Origin of the sequence: Nocardia noduli, assembly GCF_019038455.1 — a bacterium.
GTDB lineage: Bacteria > Actinomycetota > Actinomycetes > Mycobacteriales > Mycobacteriaceae > Nocardia > Nocardia noduli.
Genome location: NZ_JAFMPL010000134.1, coordinates 1 through 18,527, shown reverse-complemented (window position 1 = coordinate 18,527; position 18,527 = coordinate 1). Strand labels below are relative to the sequence as shown.

The 18,527-nt window shown below is 63.2% G+C and carries 13 protein-coding genes and 4 pseudogenes; 6 read left to right on the top strand and 11 right to left on the bottom strand.

The window, feature by feature from the left end:
- On the top strand, positions 1-1,093 hold a 1,093-nt coding region (locus JZ792_RS37315; RefSeq protein ID WP_216917608.1), incomplete at its 5' end, for an alpha/beta fold hydrolase.
- A 409-nt stretch (positions 1,094-1,502) separates the two neighbouring features.
- Here the strand turns inward: JZ792_RS37315 and JZ792_RS37310 are convergent.
- Positions 1,503-1,676 carry a hypothetical protein gene (locus tag JZ792_RS37310; protein ID WP_216917607.1) on the bottom strand — a complete coding sequence of 58 codons (174 nt, stop codon included), beginning with the start codon at positions 1,674-1,676 and terminating at the stop codon, positions 1,503-1,505.
- 558 nt (positions 1,677-2,234) lie between these two features.
- On the opposite strand from JZ792_RS37310, the gene JZ792_RS37305 reads away from it, so the two are divergent.
- Positions 2,235-2,669: a hypothetical protein gene (locus JZ792_RS37305; protein WP_216917606.1), complete on the top strand. Its 435-nt coding sequence runs from the start codon at positions 2,235-2,237 to the stop codon at positions 2,667-2,669.
- A gap of 616 nt (positions 2,670-3,285) precedes the next feature.
- On the opposite strand, the pseudogene JZ792_RS43615 reads toward JZ792_RS37305, so the two are convergent.
- A pseudogene (locus JZ792_RS43615) lies at positions 3,286-4,198 on the bottom strand (transposase family protein); the annotation flags it as partial.
- Between the two features lie 186 nt (positions 4,199-4,384).
- Between JZ792_RS43615 and JZ792_RS37295 the strand changes: the two are divergent.
- Positions 4,385-5,650 (top strand): IS701 family transposase, encoded by a 1,266-nt coding sequence (locus JZ792_RS37295; protein WP_216917605.1) that lies wholly within the window; start codon positions 4,385-4,387, stop codon positions 5,648-5,650.
- A 99-nt stretch (positions 5,651-5,749) separates the two neighbouring features.
- Here JZ792_RS37295 and JZ792_RS37290 read toward each other — a convergent pair.
- Positions 5,750-6,611 (bottom strand): annotated as a pseudogene (locus JZ792_RS37290) (IS5 family transposase).
- A 136-nt stretch (positions 6,612-6,747) separates the two neighbouring features.
- On the opposite strand from JZ792_RS37290, the gene JZ792_RS37285 reads away from it, so the two are divergent.
- Complete coding sequence (locus JZ792_RS37285; protein WP_438804429.1) at positions 6,748-7,938, top strand: IS701 family transposase; 1,191 nt, start codon at positions 6,748-6,750, stop codon at positions 7,936-7,938.
- Between the two features lie 1,328 nt (positions 7,939-9,266).
- Here JZ792_RS37285 and JZ792_RS37280 read toward each other — a convergent pair.
- The 4 genes from JZ792_RS37280 to JZ792_RS37265 all read right to left on the bottom strand — a co-directional run bounded on the left by JZ792_RS37280 (position 9,267) and on the right by JZ792_RS37265 (position 12,500).
- Positions 9,267-9,881 (bottom strand): DUF3558 family protein, encoded by a 615-nt coding sequence (locus tag JZ792_RS37280; RefSeq protein WP_216917604.1) that lies wholly within the window; start codon positions 9,879-9,881, stop codon positions 9,267-9,269.
- Between the two features lie 19 nt (positions 9,882-9,900).
- Positions 9,901-10,443 carry a DUF3558 family protein gene (locus tag JZ792_RS37275; RefSeq protein ID WP_254190868.1) on the bottom strand — a complete coding sequence of 181 codons (543 nt, stop codon included), beginning with the start codon at positions 10,441-10,443 and terminating at the stop codon, positions 9,901-9,903.
- A gap of 267 nt (positions 10,444-10,710) precedes the next feature.
- Entirely contained in the window at positions 10,711-11,388 is a 678-nt protein-coding gene (locus tag JZ792_RS37270) for a type 1 glutamine amidotransferase domain-containing protein (RefSeq protein WP_216917602.1), read from the bottom strand.
- Between the two features lie 197 nt (positions 11,389-11,585).
- The gene (locus JZ792_RS37265; RefSeq protein ID WP_216917601.1) at positions 11,586-12,500 is read right to left on the bottom strand and encodes a LysR family transcriptional regulator; all 915 of its coding nucleotides are present in this window, start codon (positions 12,498-12,500) and stop codon (positions 11,586-11,588) included.
- 398 nt (positions 12,501-12,898) lie between these two features.
- Between JZ792_RS37265 and JZ792_RS37260 the strand changes: the two genes are divergently transcribed.
- Positions 12,899-13,423, top strand: a complete 525-nt coding sequence (locus JZ792_RS37260; RefSeq protein ID WP_216917600.1) for a hypothetical protein — start codon at positions 12,899-12,901, stop codon at positions 13,421-13,423.
- A 105-nt stretch (positions 13,424-13,528) separates the two neighbouring features.
- Here JZ792_RS37260 and JZ792_RS43610 read toward each other — a convergent pair.
- Positions 13,529-13,636, bottom strand: a pseudogene (locus JZ792_RS43610) (transposase); the annotation flags it as partial.
- Positions 13,637-13,890: 254 nt separating this feature from the next.
- Between JZ792_RS43610 and JZ792_RS37255 the strand changes: the two are divergent.
- A pseudogene (locus JZ792_RS37255) lies at positions 13,891-14,394 on the top strand (transposase); the annotation flags it as partial.
- Positions 14,395-14,417: 23 nt separating this feature from the next.
- Here JZ792_RS37255 and JZ792_RS37250 read toward each other — a convergent pair.
- The 3 genes from JZ792_RS37250 to JZ792_RS37240 form a co-directional block, all read right to left on the bottom strand.
- On the bottom strand, positions 14,418-15,920 hold the full coding sequence (locus tag JZ792_RS37250; protein WP_308165606.1) for an ISL3 family transposase: 1,503 nt from the start codon (positions 15,918-15,920) through the stop codon (positions 14,418-14,420).
- Positions 15,921-16,169: 249 nt separating this feature from the next.
- Positions 16,170-17,189, bottom strand: coding sequence for a zinc-dependent alcohol dehydrogenase (locus tag JZ792_RS37245; RefSeq protein WP_216917598.1), 1,020 nt, complete (start codon positions 17,187-17,189; stop codon positions 16,170-16,172).
- 27 nt (positions 17,190-17,216) lie between these two features.
- Positions 17,217-17,798, bottom strand: a complete 582-nt coding sequence (locus tag JZ792_RS37240) for a TetR/AcrR family transcriptional regulator (protein WP_216917597.1) — start codon at positions 17,796-17,798, stop codon at positions 17,217-17,219.
- Between the last annotated feature and the right edge of the window lie 729 nt (positions 17,799-18,527).

Below are 18,527 nucleotides of genomic sequence, written 5' to 3'. Positions count from 1 at the left end.
GATCAAGATCCTGCTGGAATTGGTGCGGACCCAGGTGGCGATCGTGCTCGGACACGACGACGCCACCGCGATCGACGCCGACCGTAACTTCCAGGAACTGGGATTCGACTCCCTCACCGCCGTCGAATTAAGAAACTACCTGGTCCGAGTGACCGGAATTGAATTGTCTCCCGTGGTGATATTTGATCAGCAGAATATTGCTTCTTTTGCGGAATACCTGAGGAACCGGTTTGATACTGAACATTCTTCGGTTGAAAAAGCGCTTCCTCTGGATACGCTCGGTGGGCTCTTTAGGGCGGCGCTGCGATCAGGAAAAATGGATGCAGGCTATGACTTGCTCCGGGCTGCCACGTGCCTTCGTGAAACCTCTGCATCCTGTGACCCTGTTAGGGGTCCGCAGCCGGTTATGCTATGTGATGGACCAACTGTGCCGCAGATTATTTTTGTGTGTACACCGGTTTTCGGTGGAGTGGCCGAGCATGCACATCTTTCCAAGATATTTAGTGGACGCCGTCGAGTGTGGAGCGTCCCGCTGATGGGATTTAAGTCGGGAGAACCGCTGCCGGAATCGGCTGATGTGGCGATCAAATCGGTAGCTGAAGCGGTAGAGGGAGTGGTTGGTGACGCACCATTCGTTCTGGTGGGACACTCGTCTGCGGGGCATGTGGCCTATGCCACAGCCGAACGGCTCGCGGGGTCGTGTGTGTCAAAGCTGGAAGGTATAGTGCTGTTGGATACCTTCGAAATGGAAGTAGGGAAAAATCTCCCCATGGATCAAGTGGCGAGCAGGACTCTCAGGGAGGAATTCGAAGGAGGCCTTAGCTTTGAAAGTCTAACCGCTACTATCACCTGGGTGGATTATTTATCCAAGATCAATTATATTGCAGATGATCATGATGCGCTCTTTGTGCAGTGTCGAGAACCGGTATTTGAGCTGGAAATTGAAGGTGAAAGTATTGGAATAATCGCCAAACCTTGGTCGAATATGCAAACGCTCTCGATGATAGATTCCGACCACTTTTCGATGGTATCGAGCGATGCTGACAAGGTCGTTGCTGCTATAGAGGAATGGTTGGGGCGTTCAAGAAGATGATGTGTAGATATCGAAATAACTGCAGGAGGGATGGCTCTTGCGGTGTCCCGCGCGGATCCCATAGTTCGTACTTAAGGTACGGGGCTCCTGTCCTTGAAACTGAGGGTGAAACGCTCATCGCAGAATAGATGTAGCTCTGCGGCCATCCTGTCGGCTGTGATCCATCCGATCCTCGATCATCTGAGTGCACTGGCAGTGCCGCGTCAAGCAAAATTCGGTAGATAGTCGGGTCGCCGGATCTTGGGGTTGACCGCAAAGTCGCGTGGTGATCGGTGCCGTTGAGTGCGAAGTAGCGCAATGCCGCGAAGGACTGCTGCACCGCGTGGATGCGGCCCTCATCACTGTGAGCGTCGCGCACGGCGGCATTGCCTTGTAGGCAATCGGCGAGGCATTTCCGTGGACCTGGGTTTCACAGTACGTTCGGCAGCCGGTCGACTGTGCGATAGGACAATGCCATGAACAGCTCTTGCCGAAGGTTGATTTCGCAGCCGACGTTGCGACAGCATTGACCGAGGTTCGGGATTGAGGTGGCAAGCACTGGAACCGCAGCCGAGCGTTGAGATCGTTGCAACTGCACGGCCATAGCGGCAGGATCGGGATCGTTGATGGACAGGTGGCTGGTCCAATGGCGCTAATGTGGGCCGTGTTCTGTTGCTGTGCAGGCAATCACTACTTGATAGCGACCGGCGCGGATGTCAGTCTTGCGACTGGTCGCGCCGGGATACACCGAGCATTCGTTGGATTCGAGGCGAAGGGGTGGGTGCGTGGAAAGGCGCGATCGGCGGCCTCGTGGTCGATCGGGCGCCAGGCCCGGCGCCTGTGCTTGCGTTGGTTGACCCAGTCTCCGAGCGGGGTGCTATCTCGCCACTGTCTAACTGCAGAGGCGTTGTCCTGCAACAGTGCTCATAGTTATCGGTCGAAGTTGGACTGAGCGTTAAGCGCCTAGGCGACAGGTTCAGGATCGGCGGGGCGGTTTGTGCTTTTAAGGGTTGGCTTTTGGGCTGGCGTATCGGATGATGATGTCTGACAATACTGTTCGTAACCAAAGGATCTGGTGGTCTTCGCTGGGCGCCGGCTTGACGTCTGGCCACAGCGACTTGATCACGGAGCAGTGATCCACCGGACCGTAGAAAGGGTACTGATGACGGAGACAACCGGATTGACCGGCTACACAGCAGAGTTCATGGAAATCGCCAACAATTATGCGGAGATCTGGAATCAGCCGGACCCCGCGCTCCGTCGTATCGCTATAGCCAATCTATGGGCTGATGATGGAGTTGGGTACCTTGAGGGCGTTCGGTTCTCTGGGCACAATGAGCTCGATACTCGCGTCGCCGACATCTACGAAAAGTTCGGCGCGAGTGGTAAATACAAGGTTAGGCATGCTGGCGACACTAGCGTCCATCAGGACGTGATCATGTTCACGATCGAGGTAGTAACCCTTGACACCGACGAGATCGCTTGGGCAGGAAGAGTCTTTCTGATTCTCGATGGCGACGGCCGAATCAGGGAGGACTACCAGGTAACCGTCCAGTTTGCGGTTGAGCTGCTCCCCATCGGCGAACCGCCCGCTTAGCGCGAAGCGGCGTTCTCGACGGGGGCAACCTGGCCGAAGCCAGGCTGGCGATCCGGCTCGTGGCCAGGTAACAGTTCAGTTCACCGCCGTCGCGGGTGTGCAAGGAGCCCGACCCGACGGCGCAACTGGTAGGGGCACCTAAATAGCAGCCGTTGGCAAACGCGGTGTCTCCGCCGGGAACCGGCCGTGGCCTGTTCCCAGTGAATGAGACCGTCGATATTAGAGTCCTGTTGGTCCTGGTGAGGGCCGGAAGGGACTCTGAGGATCATGGCAGGACCCTAAGTTTGAAGTGTCCGAGGTTGGTCTTCGGATACCCGGGTCGGTGGGGTGTGACTGATGTGCAGGATGTTGTCTTCGTGGCTCCTTGCGACTTGCCGCCCTACCGATCTGGACACTCCGGCCGCTGATTGAGAGCTGTTGCGGATTGTCGCTGTTTAGGGACCTGCGGCGGGGTTGTCCATGGGTGTTCTGCGACAACGGGAGTGATGAGTGAATCGCGCCGGGTTTGGTGCGCACTCGGTTATCTGTCTCCAGCGGGGTGCTGGGTCAGGTTCGCATAATATTCGGCCTCGTGCTCGATCGGTAGTCGGCGCCCGAGTCAGTGCATGAGCCGGTTTCGGTTGAACCAGCTCACCCATTCGTGGGTGAGTAGCTCGACGTCAGCCATCCGGTGTAGCGGGCCACGCCGGAACGGCGAATCGTCGCGGACCGCTTCGGTTTTGTAGAGCCCGATCGTGGTCTCGGCTAATGCGTTGTCGAACGCATCACCGGCCGATCTGATCGAGCGACGAAGCCCCGAAAGCATCAGTATCTCACTGAATTTCACTGATATGTATTGATCGGGTTTAACCGGTGGTCGCAACACCCGAGGTCACGGAGGGTGTATGGGAAGGCCGTCGGACTGGATGCGGGAGGTTACCGGCCGAGCGCCGATGCGGTCGCCGGGGCACCCGGGCCACCAGCGAATGATGGAACGTCGTTTCTGGGACCAGATCGCCGAGGGGCTGCTTCCGACGGAAGCCGCTGTGGCAGTGGGGGTATCGCCTGTCAAGGGAACTCGATCGGTGATCGTGGTATCCCACAACGCCTGCTTCGACGGCGGCCGAGCGCGCCAGGCATGGAAGGTTCTCGGGGCGATCTTGCACCCGTGCGCTGTCAGCGCACGACAGATCGGAGCGACCCCGAACCGAGCCCGATACTCGGCGATGAACCGACAGACTATCTCGGTCGCGAGTCGCTCGCTCGCGCGAAGAAACTTGTTGCTGCCGAGAGGATCTCGATCGTCTCGGCAGCTCGGCGATCTTACGTTTCTGCTCCCGGATGATCCGGGCCGACTCACTCGAGGTCCCCTCGGCCTCGCCGCGGTCGACCGCGGCCTGGCGAATCCATTTCCTCAGGGTCTCCGCGGTCATACCCAACCGCGACGAGACAGCCGTGATCGCGGCCCACTCACTGTCGTAATCCTCGCGGTGATCGCGAACCAGCCGCACAGCCTTGGCTCTGGTCGCTTCGTCGTACTTCGATGGCATGATCTGCCCATCCTTCCCAAGAAAGAAGGTGAGCACCAAACCCGGCGCGATTCACTTGGGCGGCCAACTCCTCGGCCGAAGCCCAAGCCCAGCGTCAACAACCTCATGACCCACAACACCTAGTAGTACTTTGTTAGGTTGGCGTGTCGGCTCGAGTTCTGTGGCGATTCTCGAGACGATGCCCTTGTGAACGTCGCGATCGTGGCTCGTGTGGGTGAGCAGTTGGATTCGTTTGTGGGTGAGGTGTTTTCCTCGCTCACGCGTAAGGATCAACGCGCCACGGCGGGGTTGTATGTGCAGGGATTGATGTTGGATGGGCGCCGCAAGTCGATGCAGCCGATGGCACAGCGGCTCGGTGTCGATCATCAGCGGTTTCAGCAGTTTCTCACCAATTCTCCCTGGGACGTCGATTCGGTACGGAAAGGGTTGTCCCGCAAAGCATCTGATCTGATCGGGCCGGATGCGTGGGTGGTCGACGATACCGGGTTCGCCAAGGACGGCGACTCGTCACCGGGGGTGGCCCGCCAGTACTCGGGCACCCTCGGCAAAGTCGGCAACTGCCAGATCGCGGTCAGCGTGCACGCCGCCTCCGACGCCGCCTCGTGCCCGTTGGATTGGCGGTTGTTCCTGCCTTCGAGTTGGGACGAGCACACCGCCGAAGAAGGTGGCGATGCCGCGGCGATCACCTCGCGGCGCGCCCGCGCCGCGATACCCGCCGCCGAACGCTACCGGCCGAAGTGGCAGATGGCATTGGAGATGATCGACGAACTCATCTCCTGGGGTCGGAGACCGCCGGTGCTGGTCGCCGACGCCGGATACGGCGGGGTCACTGCCTTCCGGGAGGAGTTGACCCGACGCGGTCTGCACTACATCGTCGCGGTCAAACCGGTCACCGCCGCCCAGTCCGTCGACGCGGTCTGCGAAACCGTCGAGTATTCCGGGCTCGGGCGCCCACCCAGCGGCAAACCTCGCTACCGTCTACCTGCTACGACCTGCAAGAACCTCGCCATCGCCGCCGGTGCCGAGGCATTCACAGAAGTGGTCTGGCGCCACGGCACCCGCCGCGACGCCGACAACCCCACCGCGTCGATGCGATCACGATTCCTGGCGCTGCGGGTGCGTCCGGCCAACCGCAACGTCACCCGCGACAACGACGGCAGCCTGCCCGAAACCTGGCTGCTGGCCGAATGGCCCACCGGAGCCGGCGAACCCACCGACTACTGGCTCTCCACCCTGCCCATCGACACCCCCATCACCGAACTCGTGCGCCTGGCCAAGATCCGCTGGCGCATCGAACACGACTACCGCGAACTCAAAACCGGCCTCGGACTCGACCACTTCGAAGGCCGCTCCTGGCTCGGCTGGCACCACCACGCCACCCTCGTCACCGCCGCCCACCTGTTCATCACCACGCTGCGGCTGACCGCCCCAAAAGCCGATGGGCAGAACTGACCCTCTACGGCATCATCCGCGAAATCCAACGCGCACTTGCTATCTGGATCGGTACCTGCCCACTATGCCACCACACCTTCCCAACCTAACAAAGTACTACTAGGTTGTGTCTCCCAATAGTCGGAGCCATTCGATGATCAAGGCCATGACCACGCCCGCGCGGTAACAGCAGGCGAGTTTGTCGAAACGGGTAGCGACCCCGCGCCAGTGTTTGGCCTTGTTGAAGGCTCGTTCGATGACGTTGCGCCGCTTGTAGGCGTCCCTATCGAACCCTGGTGGTCGACCACCCCGACGGCCTCGTTTCTTGCGGTGCGCGATCTGGTCGGCGCGTTCGGGGATCACCGTTCGGATACCTCGGCGGCGCAACAACTCCCGGTTCGCCGCCGAGGAGTACGCCTTGTCCGCGATCACCACGTCGGGAGTACGTCGCGGCGGCCCACCCTCCAGGCGAGGAACCGCCACCGCCTCGAGCAGTGGTCCCAGCATCGGCGAGTCACCGGCTTGGCCGGGCGTGAGCAGCACCGCCAGGCCCCGTCCCGCTCCATCGGCGACGAGGTGGACCTTGGTCGTCAACCCGCCCCGTGACCGCCCGATCGCGTGATCAGCGGGTTCGTAACCCCGACACCGAGTCGCGACGCGCGCCCGCACCGTGCTGATGAACCCGCACGATCGTGAAATCGACACTGGTCACCCAGTCCAGATCGCCGGTCGTATCGGCCAGAGCGAGCAGCGCAGTCATCACCCGATCCCAGGTCCCATCGGCGGCGTAGCGGCGATGACGCTTCCACACCGTCTGCCACGGCCCGAACACCTCGGGCAGATCCCGCCACGGGCCACCCACCCGCAACCGATACAACAACGCCTCCACGACCAGCCGATTGTTTGCGAAGTTCCGGCCAACCCGGCCATCGGACTTCGGCAACAACAACTCCAGCAACTCCCACTGCTTGTCGGTCAACACCTGGAAACGGTCACCGGTCGAGCTCGCCACAAGCACATCATGCACCCGACAGGCCCTATCCCACCAATTGGGAGACAGAACCTAGTACTCCAGCCGCACTTAGTTATGTTGTGGGGTATCGTGTTTCGTTGTGTCGATTGATGGGGATCTGGCTGCGTGGGTGGCTGGGTTGGATGATCTGTTCGGGCGGGTGGCGGGCCGGTTCTATCGTGCGGAGCCGCGGTTGCGGGCTCGTGCGTATGTGCGGGGGTTGTTGGCGCCGTTGGCAGGCAAGAACGGCTGGACGTTGGCCGAGGCTGCGGGTGAGTTCACTCCGGATGGTATGCAGCGGTTGTTGAACAAAGCGGCGTGGGATGCCGACGGGGTGCGCGATGATCTGCGCGACTACGCGGTGCGCTATCTCGGCGATCGGGATGGCGTGTTGATCGTCGACGAGACCGGGTTCATCAAGAAGGGCACCAAATCTGCTGGGGTGCAACGACAATACTCGGGAACTGCGGGTCGGATCGAGAACAGTCAGCTCGGGGTGTTCTGTGCCTATGCCAGTGCGCGGGGACGCACGTTGATCGACAGGGAGTTGTATCTGCCGAAGTCGTGGATCGCGGATCCGGATCGTTGCCGTGAGGCTGGAGTGCCCGAAGAGATCGAGTTCGCGACCAAGACGGTGCTGGCCAAACAGATGCTCGCGCGGGCCTTCGATGCTGGAGTCCCGGCGCGGTGGGTGACCGCCGACGAGGCATACGGCGGTGACTACAAATTTCGTACCTGGCTCGAGGAACGACGTGTCGGCTACGTGGTCGCTGTGCCGCGCACCCAGACGATCCCGATCACGGCCGGCTGCACTCGCGCCGATCAGCTGGTCGCCCGAGCACCCGAGCAGGCATGGAAACGGCTGAGTTGTGGCGAGGGCGCCAAAGGCCCGCGACTGTTCGATTGGGCGGTGGCCTCGTTGCTCGCTTTGGAGTTCACGACCCCCGCGGGATGGAGTCGATGGTTGCTCGCACGCCGAGCATTGACCCCGAATATCAAGGGAGAGTTCGAGATTGCTTACTACATGTGTTGCGCACCCAGCGGCACTACCGATGAGGAACTGATCCGGGTCGCCGGTGCCCGCTGGGCTATCGAGGACTGCTTCCAGACCGCCAAGACCGAAGTCGGACTCGACCACTACCAGGTCCGACGTTACGACGCCTGGTACCGCCACATCACCCTGGCCATGCTCGCCCACACCTACCTCGCCGTCACCGCCGCAATCTCCCCAAAAGCATTGGCAGCGGCCTCATCTCGCTCACCTTCGGAGAAATCCGCCGTCTTCTGGCACACATGATCACCCGCAAACCCGACCCCGGCACCACCTGGCGGTGGTCGATCTGGCGGCGACGCCACCAATACCGAGCACGGCAAGCCCACTACCTGCGACGACACCGATTACATAACTAAGTGCGGCTGGAGTACTAGTCGACTTTGCTGCTTCCGGTGGTCGGCAGGCCCGGCTGCCAGCCGAGGGCGCTGAAGACGGTCCGGCCCACGATCCGTCGGCCCGCGCCAACGGTGCACAGTCCGTACTGGATGTGCCCGTTTCGGGACGGACCGAGCGGTTCGTGACCTGCGGTCCTGAAACGAGTTCCTGTAACAGCGACCGCGGCGGGATGACCGGCGCGATGATCGCTGGTCGCTTCCGTCAGCAAACATCCGGGATACGGCACAACTGACGGGAAGTGACAGGTGCGCCACGGATCGGCGCAGGTCAGAAGGTGAAATCGCAGCTCAGGTGCCTGTAATTGAGGGCCCTCGCGCACACTGCACGAATATCTGTCACGAATGACGGAGATCTGTGCGCGAGAGGGGACTCGACCACGAATTCGGACCACCGATGACGGAGATCCGCGCGAAAGACCCCTCTAATCTAGGTCGCTGATCGGTAACGGTCAACCTAACTACTTGGCTTCTGGATGAAAGTGTCAGAGATAGCACACTTTTGAGGATCGGTTGGGTTAGCTGTGATCCTATAGCGCTCGTGCGGCGGGAGTTCGATGTTTGTGGGTCATGGGCGCCGGGGGGCGGGTCCAGGTAGGGAGACGAAATTCGGGGGTTTGGTGCGGCGTGGACCGGCCATCGGGATCGTCCGGGGGAGCACGATTGAGGCATCTGTGGTGCTGGTGCGGTTCCGTCGATCCATGTTGGGCCACCTCCCGGGAGGGGCGGGCAATGCAAGGTTAGGTGAACGGGCGTTCGTAGGATTGCAGCGTGATTGCCGTATCTCGATGATCTGCTTGGTCGTCGGCGAATCGTTCGATGTGGTTGGGAACATCATTTCCGGTGAGGTACGCGCGGGGGCCTGCTCGAGGCAGTAGCGTCGTAGATGGAAAGCGACGTTGGCGATTGTGTTCGCATGTGCCGGTTGTGATCGGTCCGCCCGTGGATGGCGGAATTTCGTACGCGGCGGACGATCCAGGTGGCGATCGAAGCGTTGATCGTTGGTCGCCGGTTTCGCTTGGAGCGCGGCACCGGACTCGAAGGGGTTTGCTACTTCGGCCAGGGCACGGGTGCAGTACGCGCATGTACAGCTGAGCCGATCTGCTCAGCGTAGCGTTGAACCGTACACGTTTCAATACATTATGTCTCGATACTGCCCGCGCGGACGCTGCGCGCAGTTCAACGCAGTCGTTCGGTGAGCACGGTCGCGATCTCGACCGCCCGGGCGCAGACGTCGTAGTCCAGGGCCTGCTCGGGTTCGAGTTCGATCCTCATCACTCCGCCGGAGGCTATTGAGACGCTCGGACCGCACATGTGTTGCCCTGTGGGGTAAAGCCATTCCTCCAGATGGGCTGCTCGCCCGGCCACAGTGAGGACCCGGGCACCCGCTCTGCCGTCGAATGCCCGTGTGTAGGGATGGAAATTCAGGTTGACCCCTGGCAGGAAATACATCATGGTCCTGGCCGTTGTGGTCTCGGGGGTGGACCACTCGCACTGATCGAAGGTGGCATCGTGGTGTCCCGGCGAGGCGAAACCGAACCGGTCCACCTCGTCGGCGGTGAGTACTGCGCACGGTCGATCGAAAACCTCTGCCAGGGTCCACGGCGGTGTCGCCGCCCCGGACTCGCCGGGCTCGAGGGTCACCTCAGCGCGGTGGTCGCCGGCGTCGAGAGGGCGCTCGTGCCCCAGCCAGGTCACGGCGGCGATCACCACCGTCACAGCTACCGCCGCAGTCGAAAGTGCCACCACCACGGTCCGGACGCGGCGCTGTCTCGATCTCGATACCTCGGTCATCGCATCACTCTTCCCGGGGTCAGTTGATGCGGCGGGCGATCACCGTGGCGATAGCGGTGGCTTCGTCACAGAAATCGTCCGGTTCTGCCGCGGTGGCGGCGTACTCGAACTCGAACGCCCCGCCTGAGGCGACCGCTGCCCAGATCCGACAGTTGCGTTGACCGTTTTCACTGTGCTCGTCGATGAGGAACGCCGGTTGTGCGGCCAGGGTCAGGGTTCGGTAGTTCGCCGCGCTGCGATGCAGCTGTTCGAGGTCACGATAGCGGTGCCAGGGATCAGGCGCGAAAAACATTCTCACCTGACCTGGACCGGAATCCAGGCTCAGCCACTGACAGTAACTGCTGTGCGGTGACCCGCTGGATTGATCGGGAGCGGCGAAGCCGAAGCGGGCGAGGTCATCGACTTCGAGCACCGTGCAGGGGTGATAGACGAGTTGAGGTAGCGTCCACGGCGGGTTCGGCGGCGGAGAGGTGTCGGGTCCCAAGACCGCGGGTGCCGGTGCGGGAGTCGCGGTCCCCGATTTCTCGCATCCGCTCAGCCCGGCCGCGACCGCGAAACACATCGCCACCGCCCAGATCGTGTGCGTCCATCCCGTGCTGTCTTTCGCCATGATCGTCTCCTCCCGCCCACGATCACAACACATTTCCGATCCTGACCCGTGGCGGGTTCCTCGGCAACCGCGCCGTGCGACCCGGTGCCGCAGTCGACCCACCGCGGCAGCCGTCATCATGGCGTGGCTCGCAGGAATCAACCCGGCATGAGTGGTGGTGCCGAAACCGGATATGTGGCGCATCGACAGCCACAACATGGGGACCGTGACTTCTTCTCTTCAGCGGTCGGTGAGTACCTTGACCAAGGCTTCGGCCAGGCCGGTCGCCGACGCCGGATTCTGGCCGGTGACCAAACGCCCGTCGACGATGACATTGTCGGTGAAATTCGGGGCGCGATGATGGATGGCGCCGCGTTCGGTCAGAGCCGTCTCCAGCAGAACCGGCACGACATCGGTCAAGCCGACCGCATCCTCTTCGGCGTTGGTGAAACTGGTCAGGTCCTTGCCGGAGACGAGGTAGCTGCCATCGGACAGTGTGATGTCGAGAAGTCCGGCCGGGCCATGGCAGACCGCGGCCACGACACCGTTGTTCTCATAGACTTTCGCCGAGAAGTCCGCGAGTGCGCGGTTACCGGGGAAGTCGAAGACCGTGCCATGGCCACCGACGTAGAGGACCGCGTCGTAGTCGCAGGGGTCGTAGTCGGTCACGGTTCTGGTGTTGGCCAGTTGTGCGGCGACGGCGGGGTCGGTGAGGAACTCCTGCTGTCCGGCGTCTTGCTCGTCGCGGCCGTCCTGAGGTGGCACACCGCCTTTCACCGAGGCCAGATCGACCTCGTAGCCGGCCTCGCGCAGGACCTTCCAGGGGTGGGCGGCTTCGTTGAGGTAATACCCGGTGCGGCGCAGACCGCCCAGGTCGTCGTGGCTGGTCAGGATGAACAGTACGCGCCCGGTGCTCATGTTCGTGTCCTTCCGCGTGCTTATCGAGGTCGAGAAAGCCTGTGAGGAAACGGGACTCACCGCTGGTCTCGCGCCGACGTCCCGCGCCTACGACGCTAGAGGTCTATCCGGTGATCGGCCGATCAATTTCCTTATGGCCGATATAGCCGATCGGAATCGCCTGCCAGCGACACCGCCTCAGCCGTCGGCTCGGTGCGCTACGGGGTGATCGCCCCTTGGTGACGTTTGACTGCGTCGATGATCAGCGCGGCGACAGCGCGAAGCCCGGTCCTTCGGTTCACGTTCGCTGTCTGAGCGGCCAGAAACAGCGTGTTCAACGGTGGCAGGTCGTGGTCGTCCAAACGGACCAGCGTCCCGGCGGTGACCTCGGCATGCACGAGATAACTGGGCAGTACCGAGACGCCGAATTCGTGCAGGACGGCCGATTTCACCGCGAAGAGGTTGGGCAGGATCAGTTGCGGCTGCAGGTCGGGTTGTTCACCGAAGATCGTGGTCCAGTATCGGCGCACGATCGGCAGGCTTCGATGGTAGGTGATGATCGGAAGATCTCGAACGTGGTCGAGACCGCTCTGCGACGGAGCCAGTCCTGGCGCGCAGACGAGCCAGAACTCCTCGTCGGCGATCGGCCAGGCAGTGACCCCGTCCTCTCGCGGGCGGATCGTGGAGACGACCAGATCCAAACGGCCCGCCATCAGCGAAGCGATAAGCTCGGTGGCGACGTCGAAGACCACATCCAACCGCGGCAGTTGCGCCTTGACCGGCACCAGCGCCGGGATCAGACAACTGGTGGTGAATTCGGTCGGGCCGCCCAGATGAACGGTTTTCAGCGCGGCACTGCCTGTGGTCTGGTCCAGGAAGTAGCGGTCGATGTGGTCGAGTTGATCACCACACGCAGCGGCGAGCTCGTGAGCGTGTGGCGTCGGCGTCGCGCCGACAGCGTTGCGGGCGAACAGTTCCCGCCCCAGGTGTCGTTCCAGCGCGGCGACATGATTGGTGACCGTCGGCTGGGTGACGGCCAGGAGCTTGGCGGCGCCGGTGAAGGTCCCTGTGCGATAGACCGCCAGGAACGTGCGCAGTACATCCAGGGTGGGCAATTTGTCCGCGCTACTCATGGCCCCAGTCTCGCCGACCAGTGCCGCCCCGACTGTCCGGCCTTCCGGAACGGTTCGCCTGAATCCGCGAGGTGAACCGTTTCTTCTGGGCGTTCTTCAAATAACCCAACGATGTGGCCGCTCCTGTGTGGACCTGGGACGACCTACTCTGCTCGGACTAGCACGAGTGGCAGCCCGCTCATCCGCCGATGCTAGGCGTACACCTCCATCGGCGGCAGCCCGCATCGCGTCCGGATCAACATCGATGAAGTTCGGTGGCACCTTGATCACGCTCGTCGTCGTTGCGCTCGTCGCAGCGGACAGCCCGCAAGCCGAGGCGGTGAAAGTCCTCGCCCGAGCCCACAAGACACTGATCTGGGAACGTACCCGCACCACGCAACGGCTGCGGCACTCACTGCGTGAATACTTCCCCGGCCGCAGTCGAGGCATTCGAGGACCTCACCGCCCCCGACACCCTGGAACTGCTGGCCAAAGCGCCCGACCCTGTCACGGCAGCGCGGCTGTCACGCACCCAGATCCGCGCCGCGCTCACCCGGGCCCGCCGCCGCGATGTCGACACCAAAGCCACTCGCATCCACGCGGCACTGCGAACCGACTATCTACGCCGTGACCAGGTGATCGATGCCGCCTCCGCGGCCACCACACGAGCATCGATCCAAATCCTCAACACCCTCCGCGAACAGATCGCTGAACTGGCCGCGCAGGTGGAAGCACATCTCGGACGGCACCCGGATGCTGAGATCATCCTGTCCCAGCACGGGATAGACCGCCCTCGCGCCCGCGGCATGGAACACCGCGCCGCGCTGCGCCAGCTCGCCAACCGGCTCGTCGGCATCCTCCACGGCTGCCTCAAGCCCCGCACACCCTACGACGAGGCCACCGCCTGGTCTCCCGACGCCGTCGATCGAGCCGCTGCTGCTTGACAATCTATGCCCTGGGATGTCTTTTTCGCCCGCACGTGAGAGCCGTCGGGGATGACCCGGTCGAAATCGATCAACCCGGCAGCGTGGCAGTGGGCGAGCATCGTCTCGCATGGCCTCGAACGCCCCGGCCGACTGCCAGTCCCGTAGCCGTCGCCAACACGTCATGCCCGACCCGAACCCCAACTCCTGCGGCAGGTCTTCCCATCCGATCCCGGGGTGTCCCCGGCAACCGGACCGGCAGTAGCGGTTCGATCACTGCCCACAACTGGTCATCCGCTATTCAGGGTGCTGTTACAACGAAACATGCTGCACCGCAACGAGAGTCATCGCGGGAGTGTCTAATTGACGGCGGATCTCGATGATCAAGGGAGAGAAGTCATGTGAGTGACACGACGGTCGTGGACGAGGTCGTGGCGGAGCCGATCGGCGAGCCCGTGTCGGAGGTGTCGGATGAGCAGTTGGTCGCGATGCTGGTCGACCGGGCCCGCAGTGATGGTCTGCAGCTGACCGGTGAGGGCGGGTTGCTGCAGCAGCTGACCAAGCGGGTGCTCGAGTCCGCGCTCGAGGGTGAGGTCACCGATCACCTCGGCTACGACAGACACGACCAGGTCGGCCGTAACAGCGGCAACAGTCGTAACGGGACCCGGTCGAAAACGGTGATCACCGATGTCGGGCCGGTGCAGGTGAAGGTGCCTCGTGACACCGCCGGCACGTTCGAGCCGCAGATCGTGCGCAAACGCCAGCGCAGGCTGACCGGCGTGGATGAGATGGTGCTGTCACTGTCGGCCAAGGGACTGACCCACGGCGAGATCAGTGCGCACCTGGCCGAGGTCTACGGCGCCGAGGTATCCCGGCAGACGATCTCGACCATCACCGACAAGGTGATCGACGGGATGGCCGAATGGCAGAACCGGCCGCTGGACCAGGTGTATCCGGTGCTGTTCGTGGACGCCATCAACGTGAAGATCCGGGCTCTGGCGCAGACTTGGTGATTTCAATTTTGTTGTAGCAGGGTGCGTTTGCGGAGGAGGTCGAGGTTGGCTCGTCCGAACATCTGGCGCTTGAGCATTTTGATGCGGTTGATGTGGCCTTCGACAACCCCGGAGCTATAGGGCAGGGTGAGGCCGTTGCGGACTGCGTCGATGTCGCGGCGCAGGTTTCGGGCGAAGGAGGCTGTCGCGGTGAGCGAGTCGTTGGCGACGATATCGATCCAGGAGTCCAGCTGCTGGCCTTGGAGTCGGGTCATCATGACCGCGAAGTCGTTGACGTGCAGGGTCAGTCTGCGCAGGTCTTCGTTCGTCTTGGGAATTGTTGCCAGGCTGGTGGTGTCCTTCTGGTCGAGGTTGGCAGGGTCGGTCATGATCCAGCGGGTGATGTCGCGGACCGAGGGCGGGCGTGGTGGTGGAACGGTGACTTGACTTGTGCTGGTGGGGAATCGGCGCAGATAGCGTTGAACTTGTTGCTCGGTTCCGCTGTATCCCCTCGGGATGATTTCTCGGGTGAGCTCGGCTCCGTTGCGGACACCGTCGTTCCACCGCTGGTGAAGGTATTCGTAGTGGTCGTCGAGGATGCTGGAGCGCTGCTGGTTCTTGGCGATCACGTTGTCGACGGTCGGACTGTGGGCGAATTTTCGGACCGTGGCCGGGTGCAATCCGAGTTCGCGGGATATCGCGGCCTTGCTCAGCCCCTGCTGAAGCAGGCGTTGCACCGCAGCGTAGTCGCGACGGGTGCGGGTGACGACTCTCAGTTCGTGATGATTGACGACCGGTGGTGATTGGCTGGCTCGAGGCGATTGCGGCTGTACGGCCATCGCCGCGGCGAGGTCGCGACGGGCGGCCGAGACATCCTTTTCGACGGCTTGGCCGAGGTTCTGCCACAGGTGGAACCTGTCGGCGACCTGCAGGGCGTCGGGAGCGCCCTGACGTGCTCCTTCGGCATAGCCGCCGGCTCGGTCGCGGCAGATGATCTGTGGTCGTGGTCGTGCACGCAGCCAGTGGCCCAGGGTTGCACCGTCGCGGCCATCGATCAGATCCACTGGGCGCCGGGTCTCGATATCGATCATGACGGTGCCGTACCGATGTCCGCGGCGGACAGCGAAATCGTCCACGCCCAACACCGAGATCCGGGTCGTCGGCGGGTCCGGCAGCCCTCGGATCAGCCGAAGCAATGTGTCACGACCAGCCGATAGACCGAGACGATGAGCCACTCGTGCGCCCGCACGTCCGGCCAGGGCCAATCCGATCGAGACCAGTATCGATCTTGACTGGTCTGTTCGCCGGGACCACTTGGTGGTCAAACCCTCGACCTGCTCGACGAAGGTTCGCGCGGTGCAGTCGATGTTCAGGCAAAAGAAGCGACGTACGACCAACCGCAGGGTCATCACGCGACCAGTGACAGCGGCATCGGCCAAATTACGTCGATAGCGGGAATGCACCCGCGCTGAGTCTGTTTCGCATCTCGGACACCGCCCAGTCGAGGCGGCGACTGCCGCCTCCACAACAACGAAGTCACCCACGTCACGAATCTCACCGACAAACCAGATCGTTCAAGTGCGGCAACAACTTCCGAACAAGATCACCCGAGCACGGTTGCCAGAACTACCAGAATCTGCCCGAGATCCAGCAGCGACACTCCGGGCACGCCATCACCAAGATCGCGCCAGAGCCGAATTTGGGACAGAGCCGTTGGTCCCAGACCCTGTCGTTGCGCCCCGCTACCTCTGAGGCGGGCCGGTACCACCGCCTGCTCAGCGGACGGCGACGAGTTTGACGGGGGTCTCGAGGAGGGCGTCGATGGCGTCGTCCCAGTCGACGGTCACCGTGGTCACCGGGGTGGGGTCGAAGCGGCCCGAAGCCACCAGGTCCAGGACGGCCGGGATGGCAGGGCGCACATGGGCACGGCCGGAGTGCAGGGTGCAGCAGCGGGTGTACATGCCGAACATGGGCAACTCGACATCGGCGAGCTGGACGCTGACGCTGGTGCACCAGCCGTCGTAGGCGGCCGCCTCGACGGCGGCGCGCAGGGCCTTCGCACCGCCACACGCTTCCACGGTGATCGGGAAGCGGCCCACTCTCCTGTCCACGTCGCCCTCGATCGCCTCGGCGCCCAGGGTTCGTGCGATCTCCAGCCGCTCTGGTGAACTGTCCAGGTAGACAACGCGATCCGACCCGAGGGCGACGGCCAGTCCGGCGGCGTAGAGCCCGATCGAGGTGGCTCCGTCACCACCGATCACCAGTACCTCGGCACCGGGACGGGCCGCCAGCTGGGGTGCGACGGCACGATAGGCGTCCGGAATGTTGTCGCTTGCGCTGGCCACTGCGACGGGGTCGACCCCGGCGGGCAGCGGCACCAGCATGGCATCGGCATGCGGGATCAGCGTCAGGTCGGCCCACAGCCCACCCCAGTCCAGGCCGCCGATTCCGCCGAGTCCGAAGGTGGACAGCGGGGGGTGGCGCGAGCAGTTGCCGGTCCGTCCCTGCGCGCAGGGTTCGCAGGTGCCACAGGAGATCTGGAACGGCACCACCACGTGGGCGCCGGGGCGCACCGTGTGTACGTCGGCGCCGATCGCGACCACCTCGGCGACCCCTTCGTGACCGAAGGGATAAGGTCCGGGCAGTGGGTAGGCGCCGCGCAGCACCGCCGGGTCGATATCGCAGGTGGCCAGCGCGACCGGGCGCACCAGCGCCTGATCGGGCCGGGTGAGCACGGGTTCGGGGATCTCGTCCCATGCAAGGGCACCGGGTCCGGTGAGCATCAATCGCTGCATACCCCGAGTATCGCTAGAACGTTCTTTCTAGTCAATGGCCGGAGCCTGCTCGACGACCGCGCGCACGAGCGTCGCCATGGCGCTCTGCACCACCCGCAGCGGCGCCTCCGAGCGGCGCACCCGGGCCAACAAGGTGGCACCCTCGTAGGCCGCGACCACCGTCGTCGCGGTATCAGCGGCGGTATCGGCGGGCACACCGAGTTCCACCAGCAGTCCGGAGAAGGCACGTTCCATGATGTCGAAGGCGGCCGCGCAGGCGGCCCGCACCTGCTCGTCGTCCCCGCCACCGTCCAGTGCGGGAGTGCCGATCGGGCAGCCCTCGGCCCACTCCGAGCTGGTCAGTTTGGCGGCCATGAACTCGAAGAGTCCCGAGGTGGTGGCGACCACGTCGGCGGGCGCCCCGGCGAGCGCGCGCCCGGCCAGCGCACCGGTCCCGGTGATGGCGGCCACCGCGATCTCCTGTTTCCCACCGGGAAAGTGGTGATAGATCGACCCGTAGGGCAACCCCGCCGCCGCGCTGAGCTTCTTGAGCCCGAACCCGTGATACCCGCTCCGGGCCAGCAGCCCTGCCGCCGCCACCTCGATCCGCCGCCGCGATTCCGAAACCATCCCCCGATTCTGCCCCGCCCGCGAGGAGAATCGGCACCACCGCCGCGGACGCGGTGTGAACGCGCCAGCGCCTTTCCGGCGGGCGGGTATTCGCCCGTCGGTGATCCGCTCTTCAGATCGCGGCCAGCGGCAACCGGTGCACCTGGTCGACTGTGTCACTGTCGGAAGACTCGAAGGCCCGGCTGGATCAGGCACGCCGCACCTGTTGCGTCCATGACTGTGGAATCGATTCGAAGCCGCACCGTCGCCAGGCGGGCGCCAATACTCAGGACGACGTAGAAGGGTGTGCTTCAATTGGCGAAACGTAGCTGTGGGGCGCTGTCGGACACGCCACTTTCCGCGCGCATATTCACGACCCGGGACAGCGCTGTGGTAGGGGGTCTCGGCTGGGCCGACTCGGGTTGACCGAGCACTGTTCGGGTCGGGGGCGAAGTGGCCCACGCGCGAACGCGGCCTGTTCGTCGCTGACCACGCTTACTCCCGAGTGTCTCGGTGCTGCTCGCCGACCCGCGTCGGTCACTATCCACACACACCGCCGCGATCGGTGCGCAACGCCGGAAGTTTTGCTGAGGCTTGGTCCTGGTCAGGGTATGAGGCGAGCGCCGAAGGGGTTGTCGACCACGATCTTCCAGCTGTCGTCGATCTGGTGGCGCAGGGTTGCCACCGACAGTCCGCTCTGGGTGATCGGGGTGCCGTCGGGACCGGTGCCGCTCATCGTCCACGGAGCGA

What these genes read in the sequence shown, in the direction of transcription:
- JZ792_RS37310 (WP_216917607.1), bottom strand. Translation starts at nt 1,676, where the DNA reads ATGGCCGTGCAGTTGCAACGATCTCAACGCTCGGCTGCGGTTCCAGTG.
- JZ792_RS37305 (WP_216917606.1), top strand. Translation starts at nt 2,235, where the DNA reads ATGACGGAGACAACCGGATTGACCGGCTACACAGCAGAGTTCATGGAA.
- JZ792_RS37280 (WP_216917604.1), bottom strand. Translation starts at nt 9,881, where the DNA reads ATGACCGAGGTATCGAGATCGAGACAGCGCCGCGTCCGGACCGTGGTG.
- JZ792_RS37275 (WP_254190868.1), bottom strand. Translation starts at nt 10,443, where the DNA reads ATGTGTTTCGCGGTCGCGGCCGGGCTGAGCGGATGCGAGAAATCGGGG.
- JZ792_RS37270 (WP_216917602.1), bottom strand. Translation starts at nt 11,388, where the DNA reads ATGAGCACCGGGCGCGTACTGTTCATCCTGACCAGCCACGACGACCTG.
- JZ792_RS37265 (WP_216917601.1), bottom strand. Translation starts at nt 12,500, where the DNA reads ATGAGTAGCGCGGACAAATTGCCCACCCTGGATGTACTGCGCACGTTC.
- JZ792_RS37245 (WP_216917598.1), bottom strand. Translation starts at nt 17,189, where the DNA reads ATGCAGCGATTGATGCTCACCGGACCCGGTGCCCTTGCATGGGACGAG.
- JZ792_RS37240 (WP_216917597.1), bottom strand. Translation starts at nt 17,798, where the DNA reads ATGGTTTCGGAATCGCGGCGGCGGATCGAGGTGGCGGCGGCAGGGCTG.